The sequence below is a fragment of the Pseudomonas sp. PDM03 genome, assembly GCF_014852385.1.
Lineage (GTDB): Bacteria > Pseudomonadota > Gammaproteobacteria > Pseudomonadales > Pseudomonadaceae > Aquipseudomonas > Aquipseudomonas migulae.
In genome coordinates, this window is the sequence record NZ_JACVBM010000002.1 from 104,049 (window position 1) to 123,857 (window position 19,809).

Below are 19,809 nucleotides of genomic sequence, written 5' to 3' on the forward strand. Positions count from 1 at the left end.
TAGGAGCCGGCTTGCTGGCGATGGTGTGTCAGTCGACATCAATGTTGCTGACCCTCCATCGCCAGCAAGCCGGCTCCTACAAGGTTTCAGGAAATCCAGGGGGACTTGCGGATGATCTCGACGAAGTTCATCGGCTTGAACCCTGGCTCGCTGTCCACCAGCACATCCGCGTTCACCGTACCGAACGTGGTATCCGGCTTGTGCTTGAAGCCGTTGGCGAACGCACACAGGATGCACTCCTTGAACCCCTCGCCCCGTGGATGCGCGTGCACCACCGCCTCACGCTGCGCCGTGGGAAACGCGGCGTAGTCGATCCCCAGCACATCCATTTCAACGCCCGCCGTCACCAATGCCACGTTGGGGCGCAGGTGATGCACTACGTTCGGCGTGGTGTGCAGGGCAATCGACAACCACACCTGCTCGATGTCGTCATCGCTCAGGCCGTAAGGCTTGAGGAATGCTTTGGCGGCGTTGGCGCTATCGACTTCGAAGCGTTCATCGTCGCTGCGATGACCTTCCACCAGACCCAGGTCATGAAACATTGCGCCGACGTACAACAGCTCCGGGTTGTAGGCCAGTTGCTTGCGTTCACCGCTCAAAGCGCCGAACAGAAACACCCGGCACGAGTGGTGATAAAGCAGGTCGGATTCGACGTCGCGAATGTATTCCGTGGTGGCCCGGGCCAAAGCGCTGTCGGGGATTTTGATGCCGGCGATGGTGCTGCTCATGGTGCTGTCCTCGTGGGGAACGCCGTGGCGGCGCTGATGGGACAAGTCTGTTCCCGGCCCCAAAACCGGACAATCGATCCATGGCTGCGATCCTTGCCAATGAGCATGCATATCGCGCCAACCTCGCTTGTTGAGCGCGGATTGGCTACGGTTGAGGCCCTGCGCATGGATTTACGTCATGCGCACACCTTGTAGGAGCCGGCTTGCTGGCGATGGTATGTCAGCAACATTGATGTCGACTGACACTCCATCGCCAGCAAGCCGGCTCCTGCAAAGTCTGCGTGCATCGAGGGTGTTCCTGTCATGAGTAAAACCGTTGCCATCGTGGTGTTCGCCGGCGTGCAGTCCCTGGACGTCACCGGCCCCATGGATGTGTTTTCCGAGGCCAATCGTTTCCTCGCGCCGCAGGATCACTATCAACTGGAGGTGATCGGCGTCGAGCGCGGTGTGATGCCGTGCTCCAACGGTTTGTCCCTCAATGCCCATCGGCATTTCAGTGAGGCGCTGGGGGCGTACGACTTGTTGCTGGTGGCCGGTGGGCCGCAGTTGCCGTTCATGGATTTCGGCGCGGCCTTCGATGCCTGGTTGCGCGATGCCAGCGCGCTGGCGCAACGGTTCGGCTCGATCTGCAACGGTGCGTTCATGCTCGCCCGGGCAGGCTTGCTCGAGGGGCGGACGGTGACGACTCATTGGGGCGATGCCGCTGCGCTCGCGGCGTTGTGCCCTTCGACGCAGGTCGAGGCTGATCGCTTGTACGTGCAGGACGGCGAGCTCTATACCTCGGCCGGGGTTACGGCGGGGATCGATCTGTCGTTGTACTTGTTGGCCCGGGATCATGGGCCGGAAGTGGCGCTCAGCGTGGCCAAGCGGTTGGTGGTGTTCACGCAGCGCTCGGGTGGGCAATCGCAGTTCAGTCCTTTCCTCACGCCCCACGCCGAGCCGACGTCGGCGGTGGCGATGGTTCAGCATTATGTGCTGGCCAACCTGACCGGCGATCTGACCATTGCAGACCTGGCCAACGCCGCCAACATGAGCGCCCGCAACTTTTCCAGGGTGTTTGCCAAAGAGGCGAAAGTCACCCCGGCGGAATTCGTCGAGCGGGCGAGGGTGGATGCGGCGCGGGTGATGCTCGAAAGCACCGTTGCGCCGTTGAAGACGGTGGCGTATCAGTGCGGGTTTCGCGATGCGCAGCATATGCGCAGCGTGTTCAATCGCCGGCTCGGTGTGACGCCGCAGCAGTTCAGGTTGAATTTTGCGGCGATGGTTTGAACGCATGAATATGCGTTGTTCTTGCGGGCCTCATCGCTAGCAGGCTAGCTCCCACAATGGATCTGCGTGCACAGGACCACTGTGGGAGCCAGCCTGCTGGCGATGAGGCCAGTCCAGCCAATACAAATCTACTGAGCACTGCGCGCCGGCAACAGCTTCAACGTACTCCGCGTATTCGCCGTCACCTCTTCATCATTGAGATGCGCCTGGAAGTACACCCCTTCGACGTACGCCTCAGCCTGATCATCAAAATGCCGGTCAAACGGCACGCCACTCTGGCCCACCGGGTTGACGGTCAGGCTGTGCGCCGGGTCGGCGAAGTCGATCAGGCGTCGGGTCGACGGCCCATAAGTCACCGGCCACGGCGCCGGGCCGATCTTGGCCGAGAGGTTGTTTGGCACCTCGTGAGTGCCCGGCGCCGCGAACGGTCCGACATTGAAAATCCGGTCCAGCGGCTTCTGTTGCCCCAGTGGATGACCATGGGTCAGCGTATGCGCCTTGCCCCACTGCCATTGCGTGAAATCCGCACCCAGCGTGCTCTTGAGGTGCGCGAGGCTCGCTTGCCACGCCACCTTGACCGTGTCGGCGCGGGTTTCCTTGCCGAGGGTGTTGCGGTTGTCCCACCACGGCGAGTCGGCGTTCGCCGCCAGGCGCGGCAGCGCAGCGTCGATCACCCGGGTCGAGAGCAGCGTCTCGAAAAAGTCGTTGCCCAGTTCATCGTGCATCGTCGCGTCTGCGAGGTTGAACAGGAACTGATTGAACAGCGTGGCGCTGGTGGAATCCAGCGGGTAGTCGCCTGTCCACTGGGCCAGTTGTTCCACCAGTTTCAGTTCGGCGGGATCGCTCACCACCTCACGCAGCACCGGTAACAACGGCGCGAGCAAACGCGGGCCGTAAGCGGTAGTGGTGCCCAGTTGCAGTTTCTGGCTGGCCTCCAGATCCCACTTCACGGCTTTGTCACTGAGCTGGCGATTGAGCTGCTGCCCACGATCGGCGAGGTTGTAGTAACCGGGAATCTCCATGCCGGTCGGCGACACGGGCTGGAAGTTGGCCGAGACAATGTAGCCCCGCGCCGGGTTCTCTTCCTGTGGGTTGGCGCTGAACGGGTAGAAGCCGTCCTTGTCCGCTTCGGCGCTGCTGCCGTCGAGAATGAACCACGGCCGCACACCCGCCGGACGCTTCGGCAGTTGCGCCGCCGCCCACCAGCCGATGTCGCCCTTGGCGTTGGCCCAGACGATGTTCAGGCCCGGCGCCTGGACCTTGGCGGCGGCGATGCGCGCCTTGGCCAGGGTGTCGGCACGGTTGAGCTGGTAGAAACCTTCGAGGATCGGATTCTGGCTTTCGAGAAAACCCCACCACATGGCGATGGGCGTTTTACCGACGCTGTTGCCCAGCGCATCGTTGACGATCGGCCCGTGTGGCGACTGGCGCAGCAGCAACTTCACCGGCGGCTGACCCTTGACCGCGATCTGCTGTTCGCTGGTGACCATGTCCACCCACTTGCCGCGATACCAGACCTGATTGGCGTTGTCCGGGTTGACCTTCTCGGCGATCAGGTCGAGGTCGTCGTTCTGGAACATGGTGATGCTCCAGCCGAAGTCGCGGTTCATCCCCAGCGAGGCGAACGGCATCAACGCCTGATAGTGACCGTAGAGCTCGAAGCCCGGTGCCGAGAGCTGCGCTTCGTACCACACCGACGGCGCAGAGAAGCGGATATGCGGATCACCCGCCAGCAGCGGCTTGCCGCTTTTGGTCCGATTGCCAGCGACGACCCAGGCGTTGCTGCCCTCGAACTGCGGCAAACCGTTGTCGGCCAGCGCCTGCTCGCTCAGGCGGGCGAGGGCGTTGAGGTCTTTCCAGTCGGCGCTGGCGAGAGTCGGCGGGATGCTGCTGTGGTTGTTCGCCAGCACGCCTTTGGACTGCCAGTCGAGATCGAAGACGTTCAGGTACTCGGCACCCAGTTGATCGCGCACGTAGGTCAGCAAGGGTTCGGTGCGAAACGCCGCGGCAAAACTGTAGGCCATGTAACCGGCGATGCTGATGGTGTCCTGCGCAGTGAACGGGCGTTTTGGAATGCCCAGTACATCGAACTCCGCAGGTTTTGCATGGCCGTCCTGATACTGGTTGATGCCGTCCAGATAGGCTTGCATGGCGATGAAGGCCGGCGACTGCTTATCCATGTTCGCCAGGTAGGTTTCGGCACGTTCGCGAATGCGCAGGCTGCGCATCAGCTTGTCGGTGTCGAGCAGTTTCGGGCCCAGCACTTCGGCCAGTTCACCTCGGGCCAGGCGGCGCAGGACTTCCATCTGAAAAAGCCGGTCCTGGGCGTGCACATAGCCGAGGGCGCGGTACAGGTCGGTTTCGTTTTCGGCGCGGATGTGCGGGATGCCGCGTTCGTCGTAACGGACGGTGACGGAGCCTTGCAAGTGTTGCAGCTCGACCATGCCCTGGCGCGTCGGTTGCTTGCTGTAGATGTACCCGCCGGCACCTGCGGCGAGCGCGACTATCAGCAGTGCGAGAACGGTCAGGCTACGTTTCATGGTGACTCCTTGTTGTTATTAGTGGCAGCAGTTCCCTGGCGCCACTGTTTAACACGGCTTGCCGAATCGGCCCATCGCCCTTAGGAGGGATTCGCGTCTGCGCGGTCTTACTGCTTTGTGTCGGCGGGCCACGGGCAGTAACACCCGACGGCCAGCGTGTGCGTGGCATTGACGGTGCGGCCAGCGTTTAACGCTTGTAGGATCGGCTCAATGAAGCTGTTGCTCGAATTGCAGGTCAGGCCTTCGCTGTAGGGGCCGAAGTAGGCCAGTTTGCCGCTGCGGTCCCAGATCGCCACGGCCGGGCTGGCCGGGATCTGTTCGGAGCCCGGGAGGACGGTGATGGTTTTCAGGCTGCTCAGCGTGCTCGGCAACTGGCCGTGGCTGCCGGGTTTTTGTACCGCATAAAACTCGACGCCTTGCGGCACATACAGATCGACCAGTTCGCTCAGGTGTTGTTGATTGCCGACGTTGCACGGGCAGGCCGGGTCCCAGAAGTGCACCAGGCGAATGGCGCCGGGGCCGGCGAGGTTGTCGGGCAAGTGCAACGGGTCACCGGAAAACACCGCCGTGTGTTCACTGAACGCCCGCAGGTAGCGTCCTTGAAACCAGTCGTACGCCGCCCATAAAACACCGGCGCACACGAGGGCGAGCAGGCAGGCAAGCAGTGGGGTGCGGTAGGGCGAACGCATGAGTGTCGATCCTCGAAGGTCGCCCAGCTTGCCATGCTTGCCGCGACAGATGAATATCGCAGGCTTATAAAGTCCGCTTCGTGCTCTGGAATCGCCCATGTCCGCCACTTTCGCCCCCGATCATTTGCGTGCCAGCCTGCGGCCCCTGGCCGAGTGGCAGCCGTTGTCCGTGGAGGCTCAGGCTTACCAGCGGTTCTACGGGCTGGATTTTCCGGGGCGTCAGTTGCGCAGGGGCCTGGGGCGTTTTGAGGTGGATGCTTATGACGTGGTCGGCCAGGTGTGGTGGCCGGAGCGGGCGAAGGCGACGCTGTTTGTGTTCCACGGTTTCTACGATCACACCGGGCTCTACCGGCACGTGATCGAGTGGGCGCTGAATCAGGATTTCGCGGTGATTGCCTGCGACTTGCCGGGGCATGGCCTGTCCAGCGGCGAGCGTGCGAGCATCAACGATTTCGCCGAGTATCAGGACACGCTGCAAGGGCTGTTCGCGGAGGCGAAATCCCTCGATCTGCCGCAACCGTGGCACCTGTGCGGTCAAAGCACCGGTGGCGCCATCGTGATCGACCATGTGCTCAACGAAGGGGCGGGCAGTCCGGCGCAGGGCCAGGTGATCCTGTTGTCGCCGCTGGTGAGACCGCGCGCCTGGGGCTGGTCGCAGCTGAGTTATTACCTGCTCAAGCCGTTCGTCAAAGCCATCGCCCGACGTTTCAGCGAGAACTCCAACGACCCGGATTTCCTGCCGTTCCTGCAAGCCGACCCGCTGCAACCGCTGCGCTTGCCGACGGCCTGGGTCGGCGCGCTGGCGCGCTGGATCAAACGCATCGAAGCTGCGCCGGACAGTACTCGGCGGCCACTGATCGTGCAGGGGCAGGCGGACATGACGGTGGATTGGCAGCACAACCTTGAGGTGTTGAAGGCCAAGTTCGATCGGCCTCAAGTGTTGATGTTGCCTGAGGCGCGGCATCATTTGGCGAATGAGACGGTGGCGTTGCGCGGGGAGTATTTCGGGTTTTTGACGAAGCGGATAAAAGGCCGGAGTCTTTAGCGTCAGTTAAGCCCTCATCGCCGGCAAGCCGGCTCCTACAGCGGATCGAGTTGTCCGGAAGAACACGGTCAACTGTAGGAGCCGGCTTGCCGGCGATGGCGATCTAACCGGCGCTGAAAATCATTGGGTCAAGTTCGAAGGGGTTTGCCCCACCGCCAACCCTGCCCGAATCGCCGCCAACGCCGCCTGGTAATACGCCTTGCCTTCCGCCGACTCGGCAAACGTGGCGAACTCTTCCAGCTCGTCATCCGACAGATCTCGATAGACATACAGCAACGTGTTGTTGAGGTCGCTGCCGATCTGGTCCATCAAGCGCTGACGCTGACCGTTCAACAGCCCCTGCGCCTGACCGCCACCGAGCAGGCCGGGGATCATCGAGCTCAGGCTGTCGGCCGCGACGCCGGCAATCGCCAGGCTGACTTCCGCACCGGCCTCCCGCGCGGGCAAGGCCTGGGCGAGGTGACCGATGATCAGCGTGCGGCTATCGCTGGCCTGAATCTTCGGCAGGCCTTTGGCGTTCTTTGCCAGTTGATCGCGACGGGTCGCCAGCAACTCGGCGGCGACGATCTTCTTGCCCAGCGGCGACTGGAAAAAAGCCAGTGCAGGTTTGGGATCGGCCAGGGTTTTGCGCAATTGCGCTTCCGCGCGCTGGTCCACGGCCTGCGGGGCAAAGCGCTGATTGCTGTTGTTCACCAGCGCCTGAAACACGGCGGGCGGCAGGCTGTTCTGGTAACGCTGCTGAGCGGCTGAAAGGGCATCACTGAAATGCGCGCGTTGTTCTGGCCAGCCGGCGACCTTGTACAACTGGTCGTGGCCGTCTGCCCAAGCGGGCAAAACGCAGAACATCATCAGTGAGAAAAGCAAACGGCGCATAGGGACTCCTGTCAGCAGGCGACTATTCTCCGTGTGGCATAGGGACTTGTCGAGAATTCGTATCAAGCCGCCGCGCGGCTCTGTCGGATTTTCCGGCACAGGAATACTATGCGCGCCATGCCAATACCCTCTGATCACCCGCTGCTGTTACGTATCGTCGACGACCTGGCCGAACGCGGCTGGTCGCAGCAGAACATTTTCCTGCCTTTGGGTCTGACCCAAGAACTGGCGGCTGAGTGCCGTAAACGTGCCGCCGAGGGTGAATTGGCCCCGGCCGCCGTGGGCCGCGGGCCGACATCGGAGATTCGCGAGGGAATTCGCGGCGACCGAATCCAGTGGATCGAGCCGGGTCAGGCCCTGGCTTGCGACAACTATCTGCAGTTGATGGACAGCCTGCGCGAGGCAATGAATCGCGGGTTGTATCTGGGCCTCGAAGACTTTGAGAGCCATTTCGCGATGTACCCGCCCGGCGCTTTCTACCTCAGGCATGTCGACCGCTTTCGCGACGATGATCGGCGCATGGTCTCGGCGGTGGTCTACCTCAATGACGCCTGGCTGCCGGAGCACGGCGGTCAGTTGCGCATGTACCTCAAGGAAGGCGTCGAATACGATGTGGTGCCCACCGGCGGATGCCTGGTGGTGTTCCTGTCGGGCGAAGTGCCCCACGAAGTCCTGCCCGCGACCCGCGATCGCCTGTCGTTGACCGGCTGGTTCCGGCGTCGTGGCAACGAGCCGTTCTGATCATGCAGAAAATTCTGGTTAGTCGCTGTCTGCTCGGCCACCGCGTGCGTTACGACGGCGGTGCCAGCGGGCCGTTCGACCAGCTTCAACAGTGGGTCGACGAGGGTCGCGTCGTGCCGTTGTGTCCGGAAGTTGCCGGTGGCTTGCCGACCCCACGGGCGGCGGCGGAGATTCCGGGCGGGCAGGGCGGTGAAGTGCTGGAGGGGCAGGCGGCGGTGATTACCGCCGAGGGCGAGGATGTCAGCGCGCAGTTTCTGAGCGGTGCTTACCAGGCGCTGGAGCTGGTACAGAAACACAACATCCGCATCGCCGTGCTCAAGGCCAACAGCCCGTCGTGCGGCAACCTGTTGACCTATGACGGCACGTTCAGCGGCGTGAAAGTCAGCGGCGAAGGCGTGACGGCGGCGTTGCTCAAGCGCCATGGCGTGCAAGTGTTCAGCGAACTGGAACTGGCTGAAGCCGCCGCCGCACTGCAACTCTGAACGCAAATTCCTGTAGGAGCCGGCTTGCTGGCGATAGCGGTGTAACAGTCAGCGCAAATGTTGAATGTTAAACCGCTATCGCCAGCAAGCCGGCTCCTACAGGGGGATCGCGGTGATCAATATGATCGTCGGTGGTCTTAGGGTTTCGGTATCTCGGCGGCATCCGCCCCAAACCATTTTTTCTCCAGTGCCTCCAGTCGCCCATCCGCCTTTATCCGCTGCAACGCATTTTCCAGGCTGGCGTGAAACGCCGGGTTCCCTTTCTGAAACGGAATGGCCAGGTTCTCGGCCGGGGCGGCTTTCGGCTTTTCTTGCGTCAGCGACTGCACCAACAGGATTGAACGCGGCTCTTCTTTCTGCGCGATCAAATGCGCATCGGTGTGAATGTAAGGTTCGCTGAAGTCGAAACGATCCTTGAGCGCCGGAGTCTCTGTTATGTGATTGATGGCGATGTCGTACTTGCCGCTTTCAACGCCGGTCAACAGATCGCTGGAATCGGTGACGACGAAGTCGGCCCTTACATCCAGTTCATTGGCCAGCAGTTGGCCCAGTTCGACTTCGAAGCCCGAGAGTTGGCCGTCGTCCTTGAAATTGAAAGGTGGTGTATTAGCCTCAAGGGCAATACGCAATTCACCGCGGTCGTTTACATCGTCAATCAGTTCGGCATGAGCCAAAGGGCTCAAAAGGGGTAGCAGGCAGATCAGGCCAGGCAAAAAGCGCATGGTCACTCCTTTGAATACATTTATCGCGATGCGCTGGTTCAGGCTCGCTTTGCTATGGTTGTCGAGTGCCTTCGACAACGAATGGCCATGAAGTTGTCATGGTCACATGGATTTTACGAAAAAACTGGAGAAGAGAATGAAAACCTTTATGTCACGTGCTGCGCTGGCTGGCCTGCTGATGGGTGTTTCGATGCTGGCCAGTGCGGCTACGCCGGCACCCAAGGGTGCTGAAGTGTCCATCGTTTCTCCTGAAGACGGTGCGACGGTCCCGCAAACTGTCGTCGTGAAGTTCGCTGTCGAGAACATTGCGCTGGCCCCGGCGGGTGATCCCACCAAGAACACCGGTCATCACCACTTGTTGATCGATGTCGATGAGTTGCCGGCCGCCGGTGCGCCGATCCCCAAAGATGCCAACCACCAGCATTTCGGCAACGCGCAGACTCAGGCTGAAGTAACGCTGACGCCCGGCAAGCACACCTTGCAACTCGAACTTGGCGATAGCAACCACATGCCGTTCGATCCGCCGATCCTCTCCGAGAAAATCACCGTCAACGTTAAGTAACGTCAGTCGCGCCCAAGAAAAAGGAGACCCGGGGGTCTCCTTTTTTGTCACTCAAGTCGCTATCAGAACAACACGCGGCTACGGATGGTGCCGTTGACGTGTTGCAGCTTCTGTTGCGCCAGATCCGAGTACTCGGCGTCTACGTCGATCACCACGTAGCCGACTTTCTCGTTGGTCTGCAGGAACTGACCGGAGATGTTGATGCCGTTTTCGGCGAAGACCTTGTTGATCTCGCTCATCACACCCGGAATGTTCTCGTGGATGTGCAGCAGGCGGTGCTTGCCAGGGTGAGCCGGCAGGGCCACTTCCGGGAAGTTCACGGACGATACCGACGTACCGTTGTCGCTGTACTTGACCAGTTTTTCCGCCACTTCCAGACCGATGTTGGCTTGCGCTTCAGCGGTGGAACCACCGATGTGCGGGGTCAGGATCACGTTGTCCAGGCCACGCAGCGGGCTTTCGAACTCTTCGTCGTTGGAGCGTGGCTCCACCGGGAATACGTCGATGGCTGCGCCGATCAGGTGCTTGTCCTTGATCGCGTCCGCCAGGGCTTGCAGTTCGACCACGGTGCCGCGAGCGGCGTTGATCAGGATGCCGCCCTTCTTGATGGCGCGGATTTCCTTCTCGCCGATCATCCACTGGGTCGCAGCGGTTTCCGGAACGTGCAGGGTGACGATGTCGGACATGCCCAGCAGCTCGTGCAGGTTGCCGACCTGGGTCGCGTTACCCAGAGGCAGCTTGGTCACGGTGTCGTAGAAGTACACCTGCATGCCCAGGCCTTCAGCCAGGACCGACAGTTGTGTACCGATCGAGCCATAACCGACGATGCCGAGCTTCTTGCCACGGATTTCGAAGGAGTTGGCCGCGCTCTTGATCCAGCCGCCACGGTGGCAGGAAGCGTTCTTCTCAGGGATGCCGCGCAGCAACAGGATCGCTTCGGCCAGCACCAGCTCGGCAACGGAGCGAGTGTTGGAGTACGGAGCGTTGAACACTGCGATGCCGCGTTCGCGGGCAGCGTTCAGGTCAACCTGGTTGGTGCCGATGCAGAAACAACCTACAGCGACGAGCTTCTTCGCGTGATCGAAGATCTCTTCGGTCAGTTGAGTGCGGGAGCGAATGCCGATGAAGTGAGCATCAGCGATCTTTTCCTTCAGCTGGGCTTCCGGCAGAGAACCCGTGAGGTACTCGATGCTGGTGTAGCCCGCCGACTTGAGAACGTCGACAGCCGATTGGTGGACGCCTTCGAGAAGAAGGAACTTGATCTTGCTCTTATCGAGAGAAGTCTTGCTCATCTGCGTAAACCTGTATCCCGGAGAAAAATGGCAGGAAATAGCCAGCAGACGCTGACCCGGACGGCAACTAAGCCGTCGCCGCAGAACAGCCGTTGGGCACTATCCTGCGGGGTCGGTATGCTAGCATAAGCGCCCCGCAAACACTCATTCCTGCGACGTGAAGCGTTCTCAGGATGACCATGAATTGTTCGAGAGTTCTGTCGATGACCAATCCTGCCCTGATTGATGAACTGAAGACCCTGGTCGAGCCTGGCAAGGTACTGACCGATGCCGACTCCCTGAACGCTTATGGCAAGGATTGGACCAAGCATTTCGCCCCGGCCCCGACCGCCATCGTGTTCCCGAAGACCACCGAGCAGGTTCAGGCCATCGTTCTGTGGGCCAATAAACATAAAGTGGCGCTGGTGCCGTCTGGCGGGCGCACCGGGCTTTCTGCCGCTGCGGTGGCCGCCAATGGCGAAGTGGTCGTGTCCTTCGACTACATGAACCAGATCCTCGACGTGAACCTCACCGACCGCACCGCCGTGTGCCAGCCGGGCGTCGTGACCGAGCATTTGCAGAACGTCGCCGAAGAAAAAGGCCTGTATTACCCGGTGGACTTCGCTTCCGCAGGATCGAGCCAGATTGGCGGCAATATCGGCACCAATGCCGGCGGGATCAAGGTGATTCGCTACGGCATGACCCGCAACTGGGTTGCCGGCATGAAAGTCGTCACCGGCAAGGGTGACGTGCTGGAACTGAACCGCGACCTGATCAAGAACGCCACCGGCTACGACATGCGTCAGCTGTTCATCGGCGCTGAAGGCACCCTCGGGTTTGTGGTCGAAGCGACCATGCGCCTGGACCGGGCGCCGAAAAACCTCACCGCGATGGTGCTTGGCACTGCCGATTTCGACTCGATCATGCCGGTATTGCACGCGTTCCAGAGCAAACTTGACCTGACCGCGTTCGAATTCTTCTCCGACAAAGCCCTGGCCAAGGTCATGGGGCGCGGTGACGTGCCGGCGCCGTTTGAAACCGACTGCCCGTTCTACGCGCTGCTGGAATTCGAAGCGACCACTGAAGAAGTGGCCAACCATGCGCTGGAAACCTTCGAGCATTGCGTGGAGCAGGGCTGGGTGCTGGATGGCGTGATGAGCCAGAGCGAAACCCAACTGCAAAACCTTTGGAAACTGCGCGAATACATTTCCGAAACCATCTCCCACTGGACGCCGTACAAGAACGACATTTCGGTCACCGTGTCGAAAGTCCCGGCGTTCCTGAAGGAAATCGATGCGATCGTCGGCGAACACTATCCGGACTTCGAAATCGTCTGGTTCGGCCACATCGGCGACGGCAACCTGCACTTGAACATCCTCAAGCCGGATGACCTGAGCAAGGACGAGTTCTTCGCCAAGTGCGCGACCGTGAACAAGTGGGTGTTCGAAACCGTCGAGAAGTACAACGGCTCGATTTCCGCCGAACACGGCGTGGGCATGACCAAGCGTGACTACTTGACCTACAGCCGCTCCCCGGTTGAGATCGAGTACATGAAAGCGGTCAAAGCGGTGTTCGATCCGAACGGCATCATGAACCCGGGCAAGATTTTCGCTGTTTGATTTTCGAACTTAAGCGCTACGAACCAGGAGTCGGTCAATGAGCTATCAGCACCAGTATGTCGACGGTACACGCATCCACTTCCCATTGGGCAAAGTGGTTTGCATCGGCCGCAACTACGCCGAACACGCCAAGGAACTGGACAACCCGGTGCCAACGGAGCCCCTGCTGTTCATCAAGCCCGGCAGTTGCGTCGTGCCGCTGGAAGGCGGTTTCAGCATTCCGACCGAGCGCGGTTCAGTGCACTATGAGGCCGAAATCGCGGTGTTGATCGGCAAGCCATTGTCGACCAAGCCAAGCCGTGAAGAAGTCCTTGATGCTATTTCCGGTTTCGCTCCAGCGCTGGACCTGACCCTGCGTGACAAGCAGGCAGAGCTGAAGTCCAAAGGCCTGCCGTGGGAAATCGCCAAGTCCTTCGACGGTGCGGCAGTGATTGCCCCGTTCGTATCCGGCAGCACCTTTGCCGACCTGACCGACATCGGCATCCGCCTGACCATCAACGGCGAAGTGCGCCAGGATGGCAACAGCAGCGCGATGCTCAACCCGATCGTGCCAATGATCCAGCACATGGCCGGCTGCTTTTCGCTGCAGGCTGGCGACGTGATTCTGACTGGTACGCCGGTCGGTGTCGGCCCGCTGAATGTGGGTGACGAAATCGTTCTGGAACTGCCAGGCGCGAGCAGCTTCACCAGCAGCGTCCGCTAACACACCGCAAAACCTTGTAGGAGCCGGCTTGCTGGCGATAGCGGTACAACATTCGATAGAGATGTTGAATGTTAGGTCGCCATCGCCAGCAAGCCGGCTCCTACAGGGATTGTGTTCCTACCTGAAGAAAGCGGCGCCCATGCAGGGCAATCCCGCCATTTCCCGTTTTTTTCACATCTTGTCTGGATAATTCCCGGGTTTCTGGCGTCTGAGCCGGTCCCAATTGTGCTATTACCCTTAGCCTGAATTTCTGGAACGCATCCCCCGATGGCCATCCAATCGCTGCCCACGCTTAAAACTGCCCGTCGCCCGCGCTTTTTCATGCGTTGGTATGCCTGGCTTTTGCTGGTCGCGGCCGCCGCGTATGGCCTCGCCTTTGCAATGCATTGGGATGATCGCGGCGTGCTCTGGGTGCTGGAGCGTTTCGAAAGCCCGGCTGAACGCCAGGAAAGTATCTGGCTCCCGGATTACCGGGCGGTGATCGATGCCAAGCTACTGCCGGGGATGGAAAAGGACGAAGCGTCCGACCTGGCCTACAACCCGCAAACCAAAACCCTGTTCTCGGTGATGGGCAAAAACCCGTTCCTGGTCGAACTGGACCTGCAGGGTGAAGTGCTGCGCAAAATGCCCTTGGTGGGCTGGAGCAACCCGGAAGGCGTGACGGTCATGGGCAACGGTCTGCTGGCCATTGTCGATGAGCGTGAGCATTTGCTGAGCATCGTCAAGGTCGACGCCGATACCCGTGAGCTGAACATCGCCAACTTCCCCAAGTACGACCTCGGCCCGTCGAAAGACCAGAACAAAGCATTCGAAGCGGTCGTCTGGGATGCGCACAATCAACACATGCTGCTGGGTGAGGAGCGTCCACCGGCGCTGTTCACCTGGAAAAGCGCCGATGGCCTGACACTCACCGGCGACAAGCAGAAGCTGGCCAGTGACGCGCTGGACATCCGCAACCTGTCGGCCTTGGCCATCGATCCGCGCACCGGCCATACGCTGGTGTTGTCCGCCGATTCCCACTTGCTGCTGGAGCTGGACGAGAAGGGCGAGCAGGTCAGTTTCATGACCTTGCTGGGTGGTTTTAATGGCCTGAAGAAGACCATTCCCCGCGCCGAAGGCGTGACCATGGACGAGGCGGGCACGCTGTACATGGTGAGCGAGCCGAACCTGTTCTACCGATTCGAAAAGCAGCGCTGAATCGCGAGCTTGATCTGCGAATGTGTAGGAAACGCGACGCTCAGTTGTAGGGTCAACCCAACGGCCTTTAAGCTTCAATTCAGACTGCCGTGGTATTTCATCCGCCCGTCCTGATTCCGAGCTTGCCTGAATGCGCCGACTTGCCCGCCCCAAACCCCTGATCCTGATTCTCTCGGTGATCGCGCTGACCGTGCTGGTTGCGTTCGGCCAGCACCTGCGGCTGTTCGAGCGGGCCTGGTTCAATCTGCATACGCTTTGGCAGGCCGAGAGTGCCCAGTCGATTGGGCTGGATCACTATCAGGTTGTCATTGAGGGCCGGGTTATCGAAGGCCTGGACGACGATGTGTCAGCGCTGACCTTCGATCCGGTCCGCAAAAGCCTGTTCACGGTCACCAATAAAAACTCCGAGCTGATCGAGCTGTCGCTGGAAGGCCAGATCATTCAGCGCATCGCGCTGGTCGGCTTCGGTGATCCGGAAGCGGTGGAATTCATCAGCGCCGACACTTACGTCATCACCGACGAGCGTCAGCAGCGGCTGATCAAGATTCATCTGGAGAAGGACACGACGTTCCTCGATGCGGCGGATGCCGAACAGATAACCCTCGGCGTGCACATGAGCAGCAACAAGGGTTTTGAAGGCCTGGCCTACGATTCGGTGGGTAAGCGGCTGTTTGTCGCCAAGGAACGCGACCCGATGCTGATCTACGAAGTGCAGGGCTTTCCGCATTACAACCCGGAAAAATCCTATGCGGTGCACGTGGTCAACAACCCCAAGCGCGATGCCGGGATGTTTGTGCGAGACCTGTCGAGCCTGCAATACGACGAGCGCAGCGGTCACCTGTTGGCGCTGTCCGACGAGTCGCGACTGATTCTGGAGCTGGATGTGGACGGGCGTCCGCTGAGCACCATGTCACTGAGCAAGGGGCGCCAGGGGTTGCAGAAGACGGTGCCGCAAGCGGAAGGGATCGCCATGGATGACGACGGCACGATGTACCTGGTGAGCGAGCCGAACCTGTTCTACGTCTTCAAGAAACCGGCACAACCCTAAAACATAAACACAACCCCTGTAGGAGCCGGCTTGCTGGCGATTGCGGTGCGACAGTCAATCTAAATGTTGAATGTCATACCGCAATCGCCAGCAAGCCGGCTCCTACAGGGTTTTGCGTCTGGCTTACTGCGCGCGCAGGGTCTTCACGCCTTCGCTGGTGCCCAGCAACAGCAGGTCCGCAGGACGCGCCGCGAACAAGCCGTTGGTCACCACGCCGACGATCGCATTGATCTGCGTCTCCAGCTCCACCGGGTTGGTGATCTGCATGTTGAACACATCCAGAATGATGTTGCCGTTGTCAGTCAGCACGCCTTCACGGTAAACCGGGTCGCCGCCGAGCTTCACCAGCTCGCGGGCCACGTGGCTGCGGGCCATCGGGATCACTTCGACCGGCAGCGGGAACGCGCCGAGCACCGGCACCAGTTTGCTGCCATCGGCGATGCAGATGAAGGTCTTGGCCACGGCCGCAACGATCTTCTCGCGGGTCAGGGCTGCGCCGCCGCCCTTGATCAGGTTCAGGTGCTCGTCGCTTTCGTCGGCGCCGTCGACGTAGAACTCCAGGTCGCTGACGGTATTCAGCTCATACACCGGAATACCGTGGCCCTTGAGGCGTGCGGCGGTGGCTTCGGAACTGGCGACTGCGCCGTCGAAGGCGCCCTTGTGTTGCGCCAGTGCGTCGATGAAGCAGTTGGCGGTGGAGCCGGTGCCGACCCCGACGATGCTCTTGTCGTCGAGTTTCGGGAGGATGAAGTCGACGGCGGCCTGGGCCACTGCCTGTTTGAGTTGATCCTGGGTCATGCGGGCTCCGAAAGCGGGCAAGGGGAAAACGGAAAGGCCGGCATTATAGCCCCATGCCGGGCTAAAACCTCTTGATTCGTGTGGTCGCCCGGTCGAAAGCCGGGTTAGACTCCTTGGCCCTGCCCAACCCGCTCAGTGATGCTTTCCGATGCTCGAACAGTACGTCAAAAAGATCCTCACCTCGCGCGTTTATGACGTTGCCGTAGAAACCCCATTGCAGACTGCCCGCCAGCTCTCCGAGCGGCTGGGCAACAGTATTTTGCTCAAGCGTGAAGACTTGCAGCCGGTGTTCTCGTTCAAGATTCGCGGGGCCTACAACAAGCTCACGCAGTTGAGCGATGAAGAACGCGCGCGCGGCGTCGTGACGGCTTCGGCCGGTAATCACGCGCAGGGCCTGGCCCTGGCGGCGAAAGTGCTCGGCGTGAAAGCCACCATTGTCATGCCCAAGACCACCCCGGAAATCAAAGTCGAAGGCGTGCGTTCCCGTGGTGGCAAAGTGGTGCTGCACGGGGATTCGTTCCCGGAAGCCCTGGCTTACTCGCTGAAACTGGTCGACGAAAAAGGCTACGTCTACATTCACCCGTACGACGATCCCCACACCATTGCCGGGCAGGGCACGGTGGCCATGGAGATTCTGCGCCAGCACCCTGGGCGTCTGGATGCGATCTTCGTTCCGGTCGGCGGCGGCGGGCTGATCGCCGGTATCGCGGCGTACGTGAAATATCTGCGCCCGGAAATCAAGATCATCGGCGTCGAGCCGGACGACTCCAATTGCCTGCAAGCCGCCATGGCCGCCGGCGAGCGCGTGGTGCTGCCGACCGTGGGCCTCTTCGCCGACGGCGTCGCGGTCGCTCAGATTGGTCAGTACACGTTCGACATCTGCAAAGACTATGTCGATGAAGTGATCACGGTCAGCACCGACGAGATCTGCGCGGCGATCAAGGATATCTACGACGATACCCGCTCGATCACTGAACCTGCCGGCGCCCTGGGTGTGGCCGGGATCAAGAAATACGTCGAGCAGCATGCTGTCACCGGGCACACCTTTGTGGCCATCGATTCCGGCGCCAACGTCAACTTCGACCGCTTGCGCCACGTCGCCGAACGCGCCGAGCTGGGCGAGGGCCGCGAAGCCATCATCGCCGTGACCATCCCCGAGAAGCCGGGCAGTTTCAAGGCGTTCTGCGAAGCCATCGGCAAGCGCCAGATCACTGAATTCAACTACCGCTACAACACCGGCAGCGAAGCGCACATCTTCGTTGGCGTGCAGACGCACCCGGAAAACGATCCGCGCAGTGCGCTGCTTGCCAGTCTGACCGAGCAGGGTTTCCCGGTGCTGGACCTGACCGACAACGAACTGGCCAAGTTGCACATCCGGCACATGGTCGGTGGCCGCGCGGCCCAGGTGGTTGATGAAGTGGTGCTGCGTTTCGAATTTCCGGAGCGACCGGGCGCGCTGTTCAACTTCCTCAGCAAGCTCGGCGGGCGCTGGAACATCTCGATGTTCCACTACCGCAACCACGGCGCGGCGGACGGTCGTGTAGTCGCTGGGCTGCAAGTGCCTCACGAGGAGCGTCATCTGGTGCCGGCGGCGCTGGAAGAAATCGGCTACCCGTACTGGGACGAAAGCGACAATCCGGCCTATCAGCTGTTTCTTGGCTGAGCGGCTACGCTGATGGGCAGGTCATAAGGAAGTCGAACAATGGAAACGTTAACCGCCCTGAAAGTGGCGCACATGGTCGCGACGGTTGTGCTGCTGGTCTGTGCGCTGGGCCTGGGGATCTGGGTCTGGCGAACTCGGCGTAATGGCGACGCGACGGCGGGCAGCCGAACCTTGCAAAGGCCTCGGGTGTTCATCTGGCTGTTGATGGGGCTGGCATTGCTGAGCATGCCGTTCACCGGCTGGTGGATGGTGCATCTGGTGGGCTGGCCGTTGGGGCAGACGTGGTTGCTGGCGTCGAGTGTGCTTTACACCGTTGCGGCGTTGGCGTGGTTCTGGTTGTTGGTGCGACTGAATAAGTTGCGCAAGGCGCCGGCGGGGAACGGCAAGTTTACCTTCGCCCTGGCGTTGTTCAGCTTCGTCTGCTTTATCGCCATTGCCGGGTTGATGGGTGCCAAGCCTGTTTAACGCTTGAAACCGAGTCGACCCAATCGCGAGCAGGCTCGCTCCCACAGTGGATTTGTGATTGATGCAAATCCCTTGTGGGAGCGAGCCTGCTCGCGATGGCGATATCAGCCGCGCAGACTGATTACCGGCCAGCCACGTTTCTCGGCCTCGGCGCGCAAATTCGGGTCCGGATCAACCGCCACCGGATTCACCACCTGTTCCAGCAACGGCAAATCATTCATCGAGTCGCTGTAGAAGTAACTGTCTTCCAGCGAATGCCCGGACTCTTCCAGCCAACGATTAAGCCGAGTCACCTTGCCTTCGCGGAAGCACGGCACGTCGGTGCTGCGCCCGGTGTAGCGGCCATCGACCATCTCGCACTCGGTGGCGATCAGGGTTTCAACGCCCAAACGCTCGGCAATCGGACCTGTGACGAAGCGGTTGGTCGCCGTGATGATCACCAGTTTGTCGCCGGCATCGCGGTGCTTCTTCAGCAGCTCAAGCCCCTTGGGCAGCACGATCGGTTCGATGCAGTCGCGCATGTAATCGCTGTGCCACTGATCCAGCGTGGCCATTTCGGTGCGGCCGAGCACTTCCAGGCAAAAGTTCAGGTAGGCGGCGTTATCCAGCTTGCCGGCCAGGTAATCCTGATAGAACTCGTCGTTGCGTGTCTTGTAGGCGACGGCGTCGAGGAAGCCGCGTTCGCACAGGTAATCACCCCAGGCGTGGTCACTGTCGCCGCCCAAAAGGGTGTTGTCCAAGTCGAATAAAGCCAGGCGCATTGCAGTTACTCGCTGAAAAGTCTGTAGAAAGGCGCCCAGAATACGGACTTTTCACAAGAGTGCACATAAGGTTGGCCGGCTCGTTGCTGCCTTCACAACCTTTGTGGAACAATGCGGCGACATGCGTTTGCGAGGTTGTTGCCGTGATCGACCCCGATGGTTTCCGCCCCAATGTCGGGATCATTCTCACGAATGATGCCGGACAGGTGCTATGGGCTCGCCGTATCAATCAAGATGCCTGGCAGTTTCCACAGGGTGGTATCAACCCCCAGGAGACGCCGGAAGACGCCTTGTACCGCGAGTTGAACGAAGAAGTGGGTCTGGAGCGTGAAGATGTTGAAATTCTCGCCTGCACCCGGGGCTGGTTGCGCTATCGTTTGCCGCAACGTCTGGTCCGTACCCACAGCCAACCGCTGTGCATCGGCCAGAAACAGAAATGGTTTCTCCTGCGCCTGATCTCCAACGAGCAGCGGGTGCGGATGGATTTGACCGGTAAACCGGAATTCGATGGCTGGCGCTGGGTCAGTTATTGGTATCCGTTGGGCCAGGTGGTGACATTCAAGCGCGAGGTTTATCGACGCGCTCTCAAAGAGCTTGCCCCGCGCCTTTTAGCGCGCGACTGACGACGGAGTT

Annotated in this window: 20 protein-coding genes; 12 read left to right on the forward strand and 8 right to left on the reverse strand. The window is 60.5% G+C overall.

From position 1 onward, the window contains the following. Window positions 1-86: 86 nt before the first annotated feature. Window positions 87-728 (reverse strand): HD domain-containing protein, encoded by a 642-nt coding sequence (locus IB254_RS05355; RefSeq protein WP_192416680.1) that lies wholly within the window; start codon window positions 726-728, stop codon window positions 87-89. A gap of 303 nt (window positions 729-1,031) precedes the next feature. Here IB254_RS05355 and IB254_RS05360 point away from each other — a divergent pair, with 303 nt between their 5' ends. Next, the gene (locus IB254_RS05360) at window positions 1,032-1,997 is read left to right on the forward strand and encodes a GlxA family transcriptional regulator (RefSeq protein ID WP_008040757.1); all 966 of its coding nucleotides are present in this window, start codon (window positions 1,032-1,034) and stop codon (window positions 1,995-1,997) included. Window positions 1,998-2,125: 128 nt separating this feature from the next. On the opposite strand, the gene IB254_RS05365 is transcribed toward IB254_RS05360, so the two are convergent. Next, window positions 2,126-4,537 carry a penicillin acylase family protein gene (locus IB254_RS05365; protein WP_192416681.1) on the reverse strand — a complete coding sequence of 804 codons (2,412 nt, stop codon included), beginning with the start codon at window positions 4,535-4,537 and terminating at the stop codon, window positions 2,126-2,128. A gap of 107 nt (window positions 4,538-4,644) precedes the next feature. Beyond that, window positions 4,645-5,226 (reverse strand): DUF6436 domain-containing protein, encoded by a 582-nt coding sequence (locus IB254_RS05370; protein WP_192416682.1) that lies wholly within the window; start codon window positions 5,224-5,226, stop codon window positions 4,645-4,647. A 97-nt stretch (window positions 5,227-5,323) separates the two neighbouring features. Here IB254_RS05370 and IB254_RS05375 point away from each other — a divergent pair, with 97 nt between their 5' ends. Continuing rightward, complete coding sequence (locus IB254_RS05375; protein WP_192416683.1) at window positions 5,324-6,271, forward strand: alpha/beta hydrolase; 948 nt, start codon at window positions 5,324-5,326, stop codon at window positions 6,269-6,271. Between the two features lie 120 nt (window positions 6,272-6,391). On the opposite strand, the gene IB254_RS05380 is transcribed toward IB254_RS05375, so the two are convergent. Beyond that, window positions 6,392-7,144, reverse strand: a complete 753-nt coding sequence (locus IB254_RS05380) for a DUF2059 domain-containing protein (RefSeq protein WP_192416684.1) — start codon at window positions 7,142-7,144, stop codon at window positions 6,392-6,394. Window positions 7,145-7,252: 108 nt separating this feature from the next. On the opposite strand from IB254_RS05380, the gene IB254_RS05385 reads away from it, so the two are divergent. Then, complete coding sequence (locus IB254_RS05385) at window positions 7,253-7,885, forward strand: 2OG-Fe(II) oxygenase (protein WP_192416685.1); 633 nt, start codon at window positions 7,253-7,255, stop codon at window positions 7,883-7,885. 2 nt (window positions 7,886-7,887) lie between these two features. Continuing rightward, a complete protein-coding gene (locus tag IB254_RS05390) occupies window positions 7,888-8,367 on the forward strand; it encodes a DUF523 domain-containing protein (RefSeq protein WP_192416686.1) in 480 nt (159 codons plus the stop codon). A gap of 137 nt (window positions 8,368-8,504) precedes the next feature. Here the strand turns inward: IB254_RS05390 and IB254_RS05395 are convergent, their stop codons facing one another. Next, on the reverse strand, window positions 8,505-9,089 hold the full coding sequence (locus tag IB254_RS05395; protein ID WP_008040763.1) for a transporter substrate-binding domain-containing protein: 585 nt from the start codon (window positions 9,087-9,089) through the stop codon (window positions 8,505-8,507). A 136-nt stretch (window positions 9,090-9,225) separates the two neighbouring features. On the opposite strand from IB254_RS05395, the gene IB254_RS05400 reads away from it, so the two are divergent. Continuing rightward, window positions 9,226-9,651 carry a DUF4399 domain-containing protein gene (locus IB254_RS05400; RefSeq protein ID WP_192416687.1) on the forward strand — a complete coding sequence of 142 codons (426 nt, stop codon included), beginning with the start codon at window positions 9,226-9,228 and terminating at the stop codon, window positions 9,649-9,651. 62 nt (window positions 9,652-9,713) lie between these two features. Here the strand turns inward: IB254_RS05400 and serA are convergent, their stop codons facing one another. Next, on the reverse strand, window positions 9,714-10,943 hold the full coding sequence (gene serA, locus IB254_RS05405) for a phosphoglycerate dehydrogenase (RefSeq protein ID WP_008026067.1): 1,230 nt from the start codon (window positions 10,941-10,943) through the stop codon (window positions 9,714-9,716). 203 nt (window positions 10,944-11,146) lie between these two features. Between serA and IB254_RS05410 the strand changes: the two genes are divergently transcribed. The 4 genes from IB254_RS05410 (at window position 11,147) to IB254_RS05425 (ending at window position 15,489) form a co-directional block, all read left to right on the forward strand. After that, window positions 11,147-12,541 (forward strand): FAD-binding oxidoreductase, encoded by a 1,395-nt coding sequence (locus IB254_RS05410; protein WP_032828611.1) that lies wholly within the window; start codon window positions 11,147-11,149, stop codon window positions 12,539-12,541. A gap of 37 nt (window positions 12,542-12,578) precedes the next feature. Then, the gene (locus IB254_RS05415; protein WP_008026071.1) at window positions 12,579-13,244 is read left to right on the forward strand and encodes a fumarylacetoacetate hydrolase family protein; all 666 of its coding nucleotides are present in this window, start codon (window positions 12,579-12,581) and stop codon (window positions 13,242-13,244) included. A 267-nt stretch (window positions 13,245-13,511) separates the two neighbouring features. After that, on the forward strand, window positions 13,512-14,441 hold the full coding sequence (locus IB254_RS05420; protein WP_192227521.1) for an SdiA-regulated domain-containing protein: 930 nt from the start codon (window positions 13,512-13,514) through the stop codon (window positions 14,439-14,441). Between the two features lie 130 nt (window positions 14,442-14,571). After that, a complete protein-coding gene (locus tag IB254_RS05425) occupies window positions 14,572-15,489 on the forward strand; it encodes an SdiA-regulated domain-containing protein (RefSeq protein WP_192416688.1) in 918 nt (305 codons plus the stop codon). Window positions 15,490-15,612: 123 nt separating this feature from the next. Here IB254_RS05425 and rpiA read toward each other — a convergent pair whose 3' ends face one another. Continuing rightward, the gene (gene rpiA, locus IB254_RS05430) at window positions 15,613-16,287 is read right to left on the reverse strand and encodes a ribose-5-phosphate isomerase RpiA (RefSeq protein ID WP_008026076.1); all 675 of its coding nucleotides are present in this window, start codon (window positions 16,285-16,287) and stop codon (window positions 15,613-15,615) included. A gap of 148 nt (window positions 16,288-16,435) precedes the next feature. On the opposite strand from rpiA, the gene ilvA reads away from it, so the two are divergent. Then, a complete protein-coding gene (ilvA, locus tag IB254_RS05435) occupies window positions 16,436-17,950 on the forward strand; it encodes a threonine ammonia-lyase, biosynthetic (protein WP_008026079.1) in 1,515 nt (504 codons plus the stop codon). Between the two features lie 39 nt (window positions 17,951-17,989). Then, window positions 17,990-18,415 carry a DUF2269 domain-containing protein gene (locus tag IB254_RS05440; RefSeq protein ID WP_008026082.1) on the forward strand — a complete coding sequence of 142 codons (426 nt, stop codon included), beginning with the start codon at window positions 17,990-17,992 and terminating at the stop codon, window positions 18,413-18,415. A 104-nt stretch (window positions 18,416-18,519) separates the two neighbouring features. Here the strand turns inward: IB254_RS05440 and IB254_RS05445 are convergent, their stop codons facing one another. Further along, on the reverse strand, window positions 18,520-19,176 hold the full coding sequence (locus IB254_RS05445) for an HAD family hydrolase (protein WP_192416689.1): 657 nt from the start codon (window positions 19,174-19,176) through the stop codon (window positions 18,520-18,522). A 143-nt stretch (window positions 19,177-19,319) separates the two neighbouring features. On the opposite strand from IB254_RS05445, the gene IB254_RS05450 reads away from it, so the two are divergent. Beyond that, complete coding sequence (locus IB254_RS05450) at window positions 19,320-19,799, forward strand: RNA pyrophosphohydrolase (RefSeq protein WP_007897732.1); 480 nt, start codon at window positions 19,320-19,322, stop codon at window positions 19,797-19,799. Window positions 19,800-19,809 lie beyond the last annotated feature (10 nt).